At 58.9% G+C, this 12,851-nt stretch carries 13 protein-coding genes; 12 read left to right on the top strand and 1 reads right to left on the bottom strand.

The annotated features are described in order from the left end of the window. Positions 1 to 35 precede the first annotated feature (35 nt). Positions 36 to 1,766 (top strand): methyl-accepting chemotaxis protein, encoded by a 1,731-nt coding sequence (locus G3M63_RS12160; RefSeq protein WP_371923454.1) that lies wholly within the window; start codon positions 36 to 38, stop codon positions 1,764 to 1,766. A 3-nt stretch (positions 1,767 to 1,769) separates the two neighbouring features. Here G3M63_RS12160 and G3M63_RS12155 read toward each other — a convergent pair whose 3' ends face one another. Next, complete coding sequence (locus G3M63_RS12155; protein ID WP_163983287.1) at positions 1,770 to 2,405, bottom strand: alpha/beta family hydrolase; 636 nt, start codon at positions 2,403 to 2,405, stop codon at positions 1,770 to 1,772. A gap of 376 nt (positions 2,406 to 2,781) precedes the next feature. Between G3M63_RS12155 and ccoN the strand changes: the two genes are divergently transcribed. From ccoN to G3M63_RS12100, 11 genes are all read left to right on the top strand, one after another. After that, complete coding sequence (gene ccoN, locus G3M63_RS12150) at positions 2,782 to 4,209, top strand: cytochrome-c oxidase, cbb3-type subunit I (RefSeq protein ID WP_150300965.1); 1,428 nt, start codon at positions 2,782 to 2,784, stop codon at positions 4,207 to 4,209. Positions 4,210 to 4,220: 11 nt separating this feature from the next. Continuing rightward, positions 4,221 to 4,829, top strand: coding sequence for a cytochrome-c oxidase, cbb3-type subunit II (ccoO, locus tag G3M63_RS12145; protein WP_150300966.1), 609 nt, complete (start codon positions 4,221 to 4,223; stop codon positions 4,827 to 4,829). Between the two features lie 7 nt (positions 4,830 to 4,836). Further along, a complete protein-coding gene (locus G3M63_RS12140; RefSeq protein WP_150300967.1) occupies positions 4,837 to 5,028 on the top strand; it encodes a cbb3-type cytochrome c oxidase subunit 3 in 192 nt (63 codons plus the stop codon). Next, complete coding sequence (ccoP, locus tag G3M63_RS12135) at positions 5,025 to 5,945, top strand: cytochrome-c oxidase, cbb3-type subunit III (RefSeq protein WP_150300968.1); 921 nt, start codon at positions 5,025 to 5,027, stop codon at positions 5,943 to 5,945. The genes G3M63_RS12140 and ccoP overlap by 4 nt, the downstream gene beginning before the upstream one ends. Before the next feature lie 126 nt (positions 5,946 to 6,071). Further along, positions 6,072 to 7,484: a cytochrome c oxidase accessory protein CcoG gene (gene ccoG / locus G3M63_RS12130; RefSeq protein ID WP_150300969.1), complete on the top strand. Its 1,413-nt coding sequence runs from the start codon at positions 6,072 to 6,074 to the stop codon at positions 7,482 to 7,484. A 4-nt stretch (positions 7,485 to 7,488) separates the two neighbouring features. Beyond that, positions 7,489 to 8,004, top strand: coding sequence for a FixH family protein (locus G3M63_RS12125; RefSeq protein WP_150300970.1), 516 nt, complete (start codon positions 7,489 to 7,491; stop codon positions 8,002 to 8,004). Between the two features lie 3 nt (positions 8,005 to 8,007). Beyond that, positions 8,008 to 10,464 carry a heavy metal translocating P-type ATPase gene (locus G3M63_RS12120; RefSeq protein WP_163983286.1) on the top strand — a complete coding sequence of 819 codons (2,457 nt, stop codon included), beginning with the start codon at positions 8,008 to 8,010 and terminating at the stop codon, positions 10,462 to 10,464. Continuing rightward, entirely contained in the window at positions 10,461 to 10,688 is a 228-nt protein-coding gene (gene ccoS / locus G3M63_RS12115; protein WP_150300972.1) for a cbb3-type cytochrome oxidase assembly protein CcoS, read from the top strand. The genes G3M63_RS12120 and ccoS overlap by 4 nt, the downstream gene beginning before the upstream one ends. After that, positions 10,685 to 11,419 carry a sulfite exporter TauE/SafE family protein gene (locus G3M63_RS12110; protein ID WP_256669800.1) on the top strand — a complete coding sequence of 245 codons (735 nt, stop codon included), beginning with the start codon at positions 10,685 to 10,687 and terminating at the stop codon, positions 11,417 to 11,419. The genes ccoS and G3M63_RS12110 overlap by 4 nt, the downstream gene beginning before the upstream one ends. Before the next feature lie 85 nt (positions 11,420 to 11,504). Next, positions 11,505 to 12,236, top strand: coding sequence for a fumarate/nitrate reduction transcriptional regulator Fnr (gene fnr, locus G3M63_RS12105; protein WP_150300973.1), 732 nt, complete (start codon positions 11,505 to 11,507; stop codon positions 12,234 to 12,236). A 16-nt stretch (positions 12,237 to 12,252) separates the two neighbouring features. Then, a complete protein-coding gene (locus tag G3M63_RS12100) occupies positions 12,253 to 12,798 on the top strand; it encodes an adenine phosphoribosyltransferase (protein ID WP_163983285.1) in 546 nt (181 codons plus the stop codon). Positions 12,799 to 12,851 lie beyond the last annotated feature (53 nt).

Genomic DNA, 12,851 nt, shown 5'->3' with positions numbered 1-12,851 from the left:
GGTATCGCTTGCTTGATAGGCAGAAAACGCAACCCATGATGCGTTATGAGGAAATTATGAACGCGACGGAAACCGCACCCAAGAACGGCCTTGCACCGAATCTTCCCCGTATGTCCCGAGCGGGCATTTGTCTGGCGTTGTGTCTCTGCCAACTCTTCTTCACCGGCACACTGATATGGCTAGCCGATGGTGTGCTATTGGTGATGGCCGTTCTTCTTACCCCGGTAGCTCTCTATCTGATTCTGCAGTCGCGCTCAAACCAGGACGATGCAGGTAATATGGTGGGCCGTCTGGCCGTAACCAACAGCAAGCAGATCGACCTGCGCCAGCTCGAGTCGAGCGGTTCGCAGGAGCACGAAGCTACCCGCATGTTCAATGCTCTGAACGAGCGGTTACGCACGGTTATGCTCGACCTGCAAACCAGCAGCTTGCGAACCGCTCTGGCATCGGCGAACAGTCGCCTGCTGGCAGAAAAAGCTGCGAAGGATGCGGGTCTCCAGCAGCAGCTATCCGAACTGATATTCCACGCCAGCGAGCAGACGACCGTCGCGCTGCAGGATATTTCCTCTCGCGCGTCCGACATTACCGCAGTCAACAGGCGCAACCTTGAGCTGGCCCGCGAATCGAAACAGCAGATGGGCGATGCGCGGCAGAACATGCAGCTGGTCAGCGAGTCGATGAATGGCTTTAAAGGCAACATCAACGCGTTGACTGCCACCTCGACCAAAATTCGGGAAATCCTGAATACGGTTCAGGACTTCTCCGCACAAACCAATATGCTGGCGCTGAACGCGGCCATCGAAGCGGCGCGCGCCGGCGAACAGGGCCGCGGCTTCGCCGTGGTTGCGGACGAGGTGCGCAGTCTCTCGTTCAAGGTGGGCAGTGCCGCCGAGCAGATCACGCAGCTCATGGAGCAGATGACCAAAGCCATGTCAGGAGCGGAGCAGCAGACCCTCGGCATGCTCGAACAGACCGAAACCACCGGACTGGCCGTCAGCACCGCAGCCGACCAGTTCAATGCCATGGTGGAAGATTTCCAGCAAGCCAATGATGACCTGCTGATGGTCAGCAGCGCCCTCGAAGAACTTACCGCGACAAATGCCGAGACACTGAAGCACGGCGGCGAAATTCGCGAGCTTAGCGTCACCATCAGCAAATGCATGGAAGACACCTTCAGCCAGGCCGACGCTCTGCGCGACAACACTCACTTCACCCTGCGATCGCTGGCGGGCTTCCGTCTCGGTGAAGGTAATATGGAGGGAGTTACCCAGCGGCTTATGCAGCGCAGGGACGAACTGCAGGGCCGGCTGAATGATCTGGCTCGTGCAGGCGTCGACCTGTTCGATCAGCGTTACACACCAATTGCCGGCACCAACCCGCCCAAGCATGACGTGAGCTGGGCAGACGCCTTCATCAAACAGGTCCGTCCGCTGCTGGACGAATGGGACCAGGGCGGCAAGGACGGCATCGTGTATATGGCGGCGGTCAATGACAAGGGCTATCTGGCGACCAGCCGCAGCGCGTCGTCACAGCCCGCTACCGGAGACCCGAAGGTTGATGCTGCGCGCAGCAACTTCAAACGCTTCGCTGTCACCAACGCTGCCGATCTGCACTTCCTGACGTCGTGCACCTATATGAATATGGGCACCTTCGTACTGCCCGGCACTTCCACCATTGTGTTTGTGCTGTATGTACCGATCGAGGTGAACGGGCGGCGTTGGGGAACCATGTCGGCGGCCGTTCTGCCCACGGCGCTGGGGATTTAGCCGCTACCCGCGTCCTTCAACAAACTGCAAGCAGGCCGTCGCGGCCTGGCCGATCATCGCCTGCTGCGTCTGGCCGCTGGCTTTCAGAGGCTTGAAGTCATGGTCGCCAGTGTCCAGCCAGTGGATCGCGACCTGGTTGCCCAGCGCATATCGGCTGACTTCGTCAGGCTTGCCAAAGGGGTCGCGGGTACCCTGAATTATAAGGGTAGGTGTCGCGATCGTGCGCAAATGGTCGACGCGGGTCTTTTCCGGCTTACCCGGCGGGTGAAAGGGATAGCCGAAGCACAACAGCCCATCGGCACCCAGTTCATCGGCCAGCATGCTGGCCACACGTCCGCCCATCGACTTGCCAGCGACATATACCGGTCCGTCAGTATCGGCTCGGCACTCCCTGTAAGCCCCCCGAAACGCATCAAGCAGGACCGGCATAGGATTCGGCGGTCGCTTGCGGCCGTCTTCTCGACGAACCGCCATGTAGGGAAACTCGAAACGCGCTACCTTTAGTCCAACGCCTGCTATGCCCTGCGCCAACAGCTCCATGAACAGGCTGTCCATCGGCGCTCCGGCACCATGGGCCAGTAACAGGGTTCCAGAAAGCTGTGGCACTTCAGGCTGATTGAATATGAAGGAGGCGGACATAAGGATTCCGGATTGTCAGTAATGCGACAAGATGTCACAGCTGCATAACCATCGAAGGGTTCACATGCGGATCGTGCGGGATTACCCTTTAGTCCGTCCAGAGCATCTAGAAAAACTAATACGGGCGAGGTACCAACGAGCCCCGAAACCATACGGGCCGGCTTGCTGGCTCCATTCTGTACGATCTCGTTTGATCCAGGCAAGGCCGCTTTCGAGGACGCAGTAAAACCCCGGTTTTATGCGCTTCCGGCACCGCGCCAGAGAGGTCGCGGACAACCGCCAACGTTGACCTGCGTCATTGCAAAGAGTTCAGCGTTTCCTCATACTTGCGGCCGCTTCGCCCCCCCTTAACCCATTGCTATCCGTGGAATCTCGCATGAGCACAGCTACCACTCCGACAGCTTATAACTACAAGGTAGTACGCCAGTTCGCCATCATGACGGTGGTCTGGGGTATTGTAGGTATGGCATTAGGCGTTTTTATCGCCGCACAACTGGTCTGGCCTCAACTCAGCTTTGACCTGCCCTGGTTGAGTTTCGGACGCTTGCGTCCATTGCACACTAACGCGGTCATTTTCGCGTTTGGTGGCTGCGCCCTCATGGCCACCTCCTATTATGTGGTTCAGCGCACCTCCCAGGCACGGATATTCTCCGACGGCCTGGCTGCGTTCACATTCTGGGGCTGGCAGGCAGTGATCGTGCTTGCGGTCATTACCCTCCCTATGGGCATGACGTCCACCAAGGAGTACGCTGAACTTGAGTGGCCGATCGACATCCTGATTGCGCTGGTCTGGGTCTCGTACGGAGTGGTGTTCTTCGGCACCATCATGAAGCGCAAGATGAAGCACATCTACGTAGGCAACTGGTTCTACGGCGCTTTCATCATCACTGTTGCGATACTGCACATCGTTAACAGCGCAGCCATGCCTGTCAGCCTGTTCAAATCCTACTCTGCCTACGCCGGCGCGACCGATGCGATGGTGCAGTGGTGGTACGGACACAACGCGGTTGGTTTCTTCCTGACTGCAGGCTTCCTGGGCATGATGTACTACTTCGTACCCAAGCAGGCCAATCGTCCGATCTACTCCTATCGTCTGTCGATCGTGCACTTCTGGGCACTGATCGCACTGTACATCTGGGCCGGCCCGCACCACCTGCACTACACCGCTCTGCCTGACTGGGCACAGTCGCTGGGCATGGTGATGTCGCTTATTCTGCTGGCTCCAAGCTGGGGTGGCATGATCAACGGCATGATGACCCTGTCAGGTGCCTGGCACAAACTGCGTACCGATCCGATTCTTCGTTTCCTGGTAGTAGCGCTGGCGTTCTACGGCATGTCCACCTTTGAAGGCCCGATGATGGCTATCAAAACGGTCAACGCCCTGTCTCACTACACCGACTGGACCATCGGCCACGTACACGCCGGCGCTCTGGGCTGGGTAGCCATGATCTCTATCGGCGCGCTGTACCACATGATTCCGAAGCTGTTTGGCCGCGAACAGATGTATAGCGTGGGCCTGATCAACGCGCATTTCTGGCTGGCAACCATCGGTACCGTTCTGTACATCGTATCGATGTGGGTAAACGGTATTACCCAGGGCTTGATGTGGCGCGCAGTCAACGTTGACGGCACGCTGACCTACTCCTTTGTAGAAGCACTGGAAGCCAGTCACCCCGGCTTCGTGGTTCGCATGATTGGTGGCGCGTTCTTCCTGATCGGCATGCTGGCAATGGCTTACAACGTCTGGCGCACTGTTCGCCAGTCCGAGTCGGCCGAAGCTGAAGCCGCAGCGCAGATGGTCTGAGGATTAAATAGATGAAACACGACATTATCGAAAAGAATGTTGGGCTGCTGGTAGTGCTGATCGTTTTCGCGATCAGCTTCGGCGGCCTGACTCAGATCGTACCCCTGTTCTTCCAGAAAGAGACCACCGAGCCGGTTGAAGGACTCCGTCCTTACACCGCGGTAGAACTTGAAGGTCGGGACGTATATATCCGCGAAGGCTGTGTGGGTTGTCACTCGCAGATGGTTCGCCCGTTCCGCTCAGAAACCGAGCGCTACGGTCATTACTCGGTAGCCGGCGAGAGCGTCTGGGAGCACCCCTTCCTGTGGGGCTCCAAGCGTACCGGTCCTGACCTGGCCCGCGTAGGCGGTCGTTACTCCGATGACTGGCACCGTGCTCACCTGATCAACCCCCGTGATGTTGTTCCCGAGTCCAAGATGCCGTCCTATCCATGGCTTCAGGATAACGTTCTGGACGGCGAGCACACTGCCCGCAAGATGGAAGTTCTGCGTACTCTGGGCGTGCCATACACCGATGAAGACATTGCCGGTGCAGAGGAAGCGGTTCAGGGCGTCGCCGAAATTGACGCTGTGATCGCCTATCTGCAGCATCTCGGCACTGTTCTGTCCGACCGCAGGTAATCAACCAATGGATATCAACACTCTCCGCGGCATAGCCACCATCTTCGCAATGGTGGCCTTCATCGGCATCGTGATATGGGCCTACAGCTCATACAAGAAAAAGGATTTCGACGAAGCGGCCAACCTGCCCTTCGCCGATGAAGAAAACGATGAGAAAACGGCCCGTGAGCAGCATGACACCAGGAGCAATGACAAATGAGTAATTTCTGGAGTGGGTATATCATCGCCCTCACCACGGTCTTTCTTATCCTTATCACCTGGCTGCTGTTCGCCACGCGCAAGGGTCAGAAGGCAGACCAGACTGATCAGACCACAGGCCACTCGTTTGACGGTATCGAAGAGTACGACAACCCCCTGCCCCGCTGGTGGTTCATGCTGTTCATTGCCACTATCGTGTTCAGCGTCGTGTATCTGGTGCTGTATCCCGGTATGGGCAAATGGAAAGGCCTCCTCGGCTGGACCCAGATTGAGCAGTACCAGGACGAAGTAGTACGCGCAGAGGAACAGTTCGCGCCAATCTTCGCCCGCTATGTCGATATGCCGGTCGAGGACGTTGCCCGCGACGAAGATGCGGTACGCATCGGTCAGCGTCTGTTCGCTACCAACTGCTCCGTCTGCCATGGCTCTGATGCGCGCGGTGCCTTTGGTTTCCCGAACCTGGCTGATAATGACTGGATCTGGGGCGGCAGCGTCGATCAGATCAAGACTACTCTGCGTGAGGGCCGCCAGGCGGCGATGCCGGCATGGTTGGCGGTAATTGGCGAAGCCGGCGTACGCAATACTGCAGGTTATGTGCGCAGCCTGGCCGGCCTGGAAACCGAAAACGTCGACCTCGAAGCAGGCCAGAAAGTGTTCCAGACCAATTGCGTCGCTTGTCACGGTCCGGAAGGTAAGGGTAACCCGATGCTTGGCGCGCCCAACCTGACTGACGATATCTGGCTGTACGGCTCGAGCATGCTCCAGGTTCAACACACGCTACGCTACGGCCGCAACGGCAACATGCCTGCTCAAGCGCATCTGGGTGAAGACAAGATCCACATGCTTGCGTCTTACGTCTATAGCCTGTCCCAGGAAGACGGTGAAGTAACTGACACTGGCCGCCCCAAAGGCCGGTAAGCGGTTGCGACTTCTGGTCGCATAGTACGTCGCGCCTCCCCGCATTACCCTATGCGTGCGGAAAGCCATCCCGGCCGGATCCTCTTCCGGCCGGGTTTCCCCCCCTCCCATACGACCAAGGCTCAGATGACTCAAAAGATCCCAGTCAAAGATGTAACCTCGGGCAAGGTGGAAACGTACGACTTGTATGCCAAGCGCCCGAAAATCCATGCTCGCTCCTATACTGGCCTGTTCAAAAAGGTACGTCAGGCGGGTATCGCAGCGCTGTTCATGCTGTATTTCGGTACGGCCTGGCTTGAATGGAACGGGCGTCAGGCCGTGCTGTTCGATCTGCCGGCCCGACAGTTCCACATCTTTGGCGCGACCTTCCAGCCAGAGGATTTCTTTCTGCTGTCGTTTCTGCTGATCATCTGCGCCTTCGGCTTGTTTTTCATTACCGTATTTGCTGGACGGGTCTGGTGTGGCTATACCTGCCCGCAGACCGTCTGGACCTGGATTTTCATGTGGGCCGAGCGGGTCACCGAAGGTGAACGCAACGCGCGCATCAAGCTCGACAAGGCGCCGATGAGTGCCGACAAATTTGCACGACGAACAGCCAAACACAGCATATGGCTGGCCGTCTCCATCGCCACCGCCATTACCTTCGTCGGCTATTTCACCCCGATCCGTGAATTGGTGATCGATACCTTCACGCTGGAGATCGGCGGCTGGGCGGCTTTCTGGGTGTTCTTTTTCACCGCCGCCACCTATATCAACGCCGGCTGGCTGCGTGAGCAGGTGTGTTTTCACATGTGCCCCTACGCCCGCTTTCAGAGCGTGATGTTCGACAAGGACACGCTGATCGTCTCCTACGACCCCAATCGTGGCGAGCAACGTGGTCCACGCAAGAAAGGGGTGGACCCGGCCTCCGTGGGCCTCGGCGACTGTATCGACTGCAGCATGTGCGTGCAGGTGTGCCCGACCGGCATCGATATCCGCGACGGCCTGCAATTCGAGTGCATCAGCTGCGCCGCTTGTGTGGACGCCTGTGACGAAGTCATGGACAAGATGGAGTATCCGCGCGGCCTGATCCGCTATACGACCGAGCACAACCTTGCCGGCGAAAAGACCAAGATATTGCGTCCGCGGTTGTTCGGCTACGGTGCCGCTCTGCTGATCATGATCGGCCTGTTTATTGCCACCGTGGCCAGCATGGCTGAGGTATCGCTGGACGTTGAACGCGACCGTAACGTTCTGTTTCGAGAGGCACGAGGCGGAAACATCGAGAACGTGTATATCATCAAGCTGTTCAACAAGAGCCAGGAAGAGCAGACCTATACGCTGGCAGTTGAAGGGCAACCTGGGCTGACGCTCGAGCTGGCAGAGAACCGCCTGACTGTTCAGCCAAGTTCGATGCTCCAGCTTCCAGTCAGTGTGCAGCTGGATCCCGCCTCCATGGAAGGCACCAATATGCCGGTGACTTTTCAGGTAACCGCATTGAACGATCCGGACATCAGCGCTGAAGCAGAAAGCCGCTTCATGGGCCCCACTTTAAGGTAAACCGATGCACGAAGACGACGATATTCAACCCTGGTACAAGCAGTTCTGGCCCTGGTTCATCATTAGCATTCTCGGCCTCTCGGTCGTGCTCGGGCTCGGCCTGCTGTACGTGTCGATCATCAACCAGGACAGCATGGTTCGAGACAACTATTACAAGGAAGGTCGCGCAATCAACATGCATCTGGGGCGCGACCATATGGCCGAAGAACTGAACCTGTCAGCAGAGTTCAGCATTGACGAGCTTACCCGCGAGATTAGCCTGGAGCTGGACGGCGACCTCGATGTGGCGCCCTCCGAGCTGAAGTTCGACATCATGTCGCCCACCCATGCAGAGCGCGACCGCACCGTCACGCTTAGACGCGTCGGCGCACGCCAGTACGCCGGTCAGCTCGAGAGCCCGCTTGAAGGGCGACACTACGTCGATCTGAGTGATCCGCTTCTGGCCGGGGACGATGGTTGGCGCCTCACCGATGAACTTACGCTCGCGGCCGGCCAGTCCTACACATTGTCCCCCCGATAGTTCATGACCCGCCCCCTCTCCTGTTATCACTGCGGTGAGCCGGTTCCTGCCGGCTCATCCTGGAGCAGCGATATCCTCGGCGAAAAGCGCGCCATGTGCTGCCCGGGCTGCCAGGCGGTCGCTGATGCGATCGTCGCTGGTGGCCTTGAGTCCTATTACCGCCATCGCACCGACAACTCTCTCAATCCTGAAGCGCTTCCCGAAGCGCTGCAGGACGAGCTGGAAATGCTGGATCGCGCCGACGTGCAAACGCGATACGTACGCACCGACGGCGATACCCAACAGATTCAGCTGCTGGTCGAAGGCATCACCTGCGCCGCCTGCGGCTGGCTGATCGAGAAGCGGCTGAGGCAGATTCCGGGCGTCAGCGAGGCGCTGATCAATCTCGGTAATCACCGCCTAACCGTTAACTGGCACCCGGAGCAGACTCAGCTATCGGCCATTCTGGCCGAGCTCAAGCGTATCGGCTACGCCGCTCATCCCTACGAATCCGACAAGGCCAGCGAGCAGATCGCTACAGAAAACAAGCGCTATCTGCGTCGCCTCGGTCTGGCGGGCCTGATGTTCATGCAGGTCATGATGGCCAACATGGCACTCTATGAGGAATTCAATCAGGACCTCAGCGAGAGCATGGCGATCATGCTGAGATGGATCAGCCTGCTGATGACCACGCCGGTGGTTTTCTATAGCTGCGCTCCGTTCTTTCAGGGCGCCTGGCGAGATCTGCGAAACCGCCGCCTGACCATGGACGTCTCGGTCTCGCTCGCTATTGGCGGCGCTTACCTGGCCGGCATCTGGGCGACGGTCACCAATACCGGCGAAATCTATTTCGACTCGGTGACCATGTTCGCCTTCTTTCTGCTCGCCGGCCGTTATCTCGAACGTCGTGCCAGGCAGCGTACCGTTGAAAGCACCGCGCGGCTGGTCAACCTTCTCCCCCCAAGCGCAGTACGCGTGGATGCCTCCGGCAAGCCCAGCCGCATCTTGCTCGAAGAGGTGAAAGAAGGCGATCTGCTGGCAGTGAAGCCCGGCGAGAGCATTCCAGCCGACGGCGTCATCATCGAAGGCATCAGCAGCATCGATGAGTCCGCCCTGTCCGGTGAGTACTTGCCGCTGACCAAGCGCAGCGGAGACCAGGTAGTCGCCGGAACACTGAATGTGGAAGGGCCTGTTCGCATCAGGGTAACCGCCATAGGCGAAGGAACCCGGCTTTCGGCAATCGTGCGCTTGCTTGAGCGCGCCCAGACAGATAAACCGAAACTGGCGCGCATCGCCGATACCGTCGCACAGTATTTTCTGCTGACGGTTCTGCTTGCCGTCGTGCTGGTAGGCGGGCTCTGGTGGTGGCAGGTCAACGGTGAGACGGCGTTCTGGATTGTCCTTGCCATGCTGGTCGCCACCTGTCCTTGCGCCCTTTCGCTGGCTACTCCCACCGCGCTCACCACCGCCACAGGCAGCCTGCACAAACTTGGCATGCTTGTTACCCGCGGCCACGTACTCGAGGGCCTGACCAAGGTAGACACGGTCATTCTGGACAAGACCGGCACGCTGACCGAGGGCCGCATGACGCTGGAACGGATCGATGCCTTCCCCGGCCAGGATGGGGATCAGGCGCTACATCTGGCGCGCATGCTCGAAGCCCGTTCGGAACACCCTATCGCACGTGCCTTCGGGCGTGCCACGGAGCAGGCCGAGCACGTCAGCAATCATCCGGGCCTCGGCCTGGAAGGCACCTGCAACGGCCGACAGCTGCGTATCGGCAAGCCTGATTTCGTTGCTCAGCTCGGCAGCTATCCCGCCCCTGCCCTGCCAGATGCGGCCGGGCAGTGGTTGCTGCTTGGCGATGCCGCAGGCCCCATCGCCTGGTTTATCCTGAACGACCGCCTGCGCACTGAAGCTAGCGGCATGGTGGCTGGCTTGCACGCACGTGGCATGCGCGTCGTGCTGTTGTCTGGTGATCACAGCGGCGTTGTCCAGCGCATGGCTCGCAAACTGGGGATCAGCGAAGCAATAGGCAACGCCAGCCCGGATGACAAACTGGCCTTTGTGCAAACACTGCAAGCCGAAGGCGCAACGGTGTTAATGCTTGGTGATGGCGTCAACGATGTGCCGGTTCTGGCCAGCGCCAACGTATCTATCGCCATGGGGCAGGCTTCCGATCTGGCCAAGACCAGCGCTGATGCCGTCCTGCTGAGTGGGCATCTGAGTGTTATCCTGCACGCATTGAACGGGGCCCGGCGCACCCGTCGGATCATGCTGCAGAACCTGTTCTGGGCCAGCGTATATAACGCCGGGGTGTTACCCCTGGCCGCATTGGGGATGGTTACGCCCGCCTGGGCTGCGATAGGCATGTCGGCCAGCTCATTGCTGGTGGTACTCAATGCGCTGCGACTGACGCGCCTGGGCAAACCGGTTTACGCAGCGCCCCGCCACTCAATTGTCGTGGAGGAACTCGCATGACCGTTCTCTATATTCTGGTGCCCGTCGCTGTAGTGCTGGTCATTGTCGCCATATGGGTTTTCAACTGGGCTGTAAACAGCGGACAGTACGATGATCTGGATAGTCCCGCCCACAGCATTCTGTTCGATGAAGATGACCCCGCTCACCTCGCTGCCCAGAAGAAGACATCGACCGAAGACGACACGCAAACACCGGATTCCGATGATCCGGAGCGCAAAACGTGACAGCAGAACTCCTTCCCTTGATCCTGACGGCGCTGGCGCTGGGCCTGCTTGGCGGGGGCCATTGCATCGGTATGTGCGGCGGCTTGATGGGGGCGCTGACCCTGGCGATTCCGCTAGAGCAACGACGCGGTTGGGCGATGTGGCGCATCCTGCTTGGCTACAATGCCGGCCGTATCGCCAGCTATTCTGCCGCTGGCGCATTGCTTGGCAGCGTAGGCTGGCTGCTGCGTGACCTGGGGCTGGACCTGGTGTTGCGCGCCCTGGCCGGGTTACTGATGATTGCCATGGGCCTATATCTGGCCAACTGGTGGTCCGGGCTGACCCGCATCGAAAGAGTCGGCCGGGGGCTCTGGAAGCATATCGAACCCCACGCCCGGGCGTTGCTTTCGGTCGAACGATTGCCGCAGGCCATGGCACTCGGCGCATTATGGGGCTGGCTACCCTGCGGACTGGTATATAGCACCCTGGTATGGGCCAGCAGCCAGGGCAGTACCGGACTTTCGGCGGGACTGATGTTGGCGTTCGGCATAGGTACCTTGCCCACCTTGCTCGCCACCGGCCTCGCGGCGGAACGGCTGTTGGCATTGCTGCGCAAGCGCGCAGTACGTGTGAGCGCTGCGGTAATGGTCATCCTGTTCGGCATCTGGACGCTGCCCGGTCCCCATAAGGCCATGATCATGGGTCATGGCTCCAGCCACAGCAGTGATCACCAGACTCAGCCGCATCACTGACGCTTCATTGGTGCACCATGGAACAGGCTACCCAGTTGGTGGTACGCTTGCGCTTCTCAAAACGCCTGCTTCGGGATTGAACGGCATGACTGACCCACTCAAACTTCGCCCCCTGCCTGGAGCACATTGCAAGGACTGCACCCTGTCCGGATTGTGTTTGCCACTGGCTCTGCAGGATGACGAGATGGATCTGCTTGACGATATCGTCAAGCGTGGACGTCCGCTGAAGAAAGGCGAGATGCTGTTCCGTCAGGGTGAGCCGTTTACCTCTATCTATGCCCTGCGGTCCGGCGCGGTAAAGACCTACAGTCTCTCCGACACGGGCGAAGAGCAGATTACCGGCTTTCATCTGGCCAGCGAAATGATTGGCCTGTCTGGTATGGACGCCGACAGTTACCCCTTGTCCGCCATGGCGCTGGAAACCACATCTGTCTGTGAGATCCCCTTCGAGCGTCTGGACGACCTTACCGCTTCCATGCCACAGTTGCGCAAGCAGGTGATGCGGCTGATGAGCCGTGAGATCCGCGAAGACCAACAGATGATGTTGTTGCTTTCGCGCAAGACCGCCGATGAACGGATCGCGACCTTGCTGATCAACCTGTCGGCACGCTTCCGTGCCCGCGGCTACTCAGCCAAAGCGTTCCGGCTGGCCATGTCGCGAAATGAAATCGGCAACTATCTCGGGCTGGCAGTTGAAACCGTGTCACGGGTATTTACCCGCTTTCAGCAGCAGGGCCTGATCGCTGCCGATGGCAAGCAGATAGAGATACTTGAACATACCCAGCTTTGCGCGCTGGCCGGTGGCCAGAGCGAATAATGATTGCGAGTGCAGCATGATATTTGACGAGTACAGCATCAAGACCCTGATCAGACCCGTGCAGGACTTCCCCAAGCCCGGCATCATTTTCAGGGACATCACGCCGCTCTACCGCTCCCCGCGCGCCATGCGCATGGTTGCAGACAGCCTGATTCAGCGTTATGTCGAGTCGCCGATCACCCACATCGGTGCAATCGATGCGCGCGGTTTCCTGCTCGGTGCCGTGCTGGCGTATGAACTGAACAAGCCGCTGGTGTTATTCCGCAAGCCCGGCAAGCTACCCTGCGACACGCTTTGCGAATCCTATGAAACCGAGTACGGCGAAGCGCAGGTTGAGGTGCACCGCGACGCATTGAAGGCGGGCGACCAGGTATTGCTGCTGGATGATCTCATCGCTACCGGTGGAACTCTGCTCGCCGCAGCGCGTTTGATAAAGCAGCTCGGCGCAGAAATCTATGAAGCCGCTGCCATCATCGATCTTCCTGATCTGGGTGGCTCCCGTAAAATGCAGGACGCGGACATTCCCACGTTCACCCTGTGCGCATTCGAAGCTGACGAATAATCTGCCCGTGCCGGACGTTGCGTCCGGCCGGCCTTACACCTACCTATACTGAA

It is taken from the genome of Pseudomonas sp. OIL-1 (genome assembly GCF_010669185.1).
In the GTDB taxonomy this organism is placed as follows: Bacteria; Pseudomonadota; Gammaproteobacteria; order Pseudomonadales; family Pseudomonadaceae; genus Halopseudomonas; species Halopseudomonas profundi.
This window is presented reverse-complemented; position numbering and strand designations above follow the sequence as displayed.

Excerpts from the sequence above, each read along its gene's own strand:
- ccoS (WP_150300972.1), top strand. The coding sequence starts at position 10,461 with ATGACCGTTCTCTATATTCTGGTGCCCGTCGCTGTAGTGCTGGTCATT.
- G3M63_RS12160 (WP_371923454.1), top strand. The coding sequence starts at position 36 with ATGATGCGTTATGAGGAAATTATGAACGCGACGGAAACCGCACCCAAG.
- G3M63_RS12140 (WP_150300967.1), top strand. The coding sequence starts at position 4,837 with ATGGATATCAACACTCTCCGCGGCATAGCCACCATCTTCGCAATGGTG.
- ccoG (WP_150300969.1), top strand. The coding sequence starts at position 6,072 with ATGACTCAAAAGATCCCAGTCAAAGATGTAACCTCGGGCAAGGTGGAA.
- fnr (WP_150300973.1), top strand. The coding sequence starts at position 11,505 with ATGACTGACCCACTCAAACTTCGCCCCCTGCCTGGAGCACATTGCAAG.
- G3M63_RS12125 (WP_150300970.1), top strand. The coding sequence starts at position 7,489 with ATGCACGAAGACGACGATATTCAACCCTGGTACAAGCAGTTCTGGCCC.
- G3M63_RS12155 (WP_163983287.1), bottom strand. The coding sequence starts at position 2,405 with ATGTCCGCCTCCTTCATATTCAATCAGCCTGAAGTGCCACAGCTTTCT.
- G3M63_RS12100 (WP_163983285.1), top strand. The coding sequence starts at position 12,253 with ATGATATTTGACGAGTACAGCATCAAGACCCTGATCAGACCCGTGCAG.
- ccoN (WP_150300965.1), top strand. The coding sequence starts at position 2,782 with ATGAGCACAGCTACCACTCCGACAGCTTATAACTACAAGGTAGTACGC.
- G3M63_RS12120 (WP_163983286.1), top strand. The coding sequence starts at position 8,008 with ATGACCCGCCCCCTCTCCTGTTATCACTGCGGTGAGCCGGTTCCTGCC.
- ccoP (WP_150300968.1), top strand. The coding sequence starts at position 5,025 with ATGAGTAATTTCTGGAGTGGGTATATCATCGCCCTCACCACGGTCTTT.
- ccoO (WP_150300966.1), top strand. The coding sequence starts at position 4,221 with ATGAAACACGACATTATCGAAAAGAATGTTGGGCTGCTGGTAGTGCTG.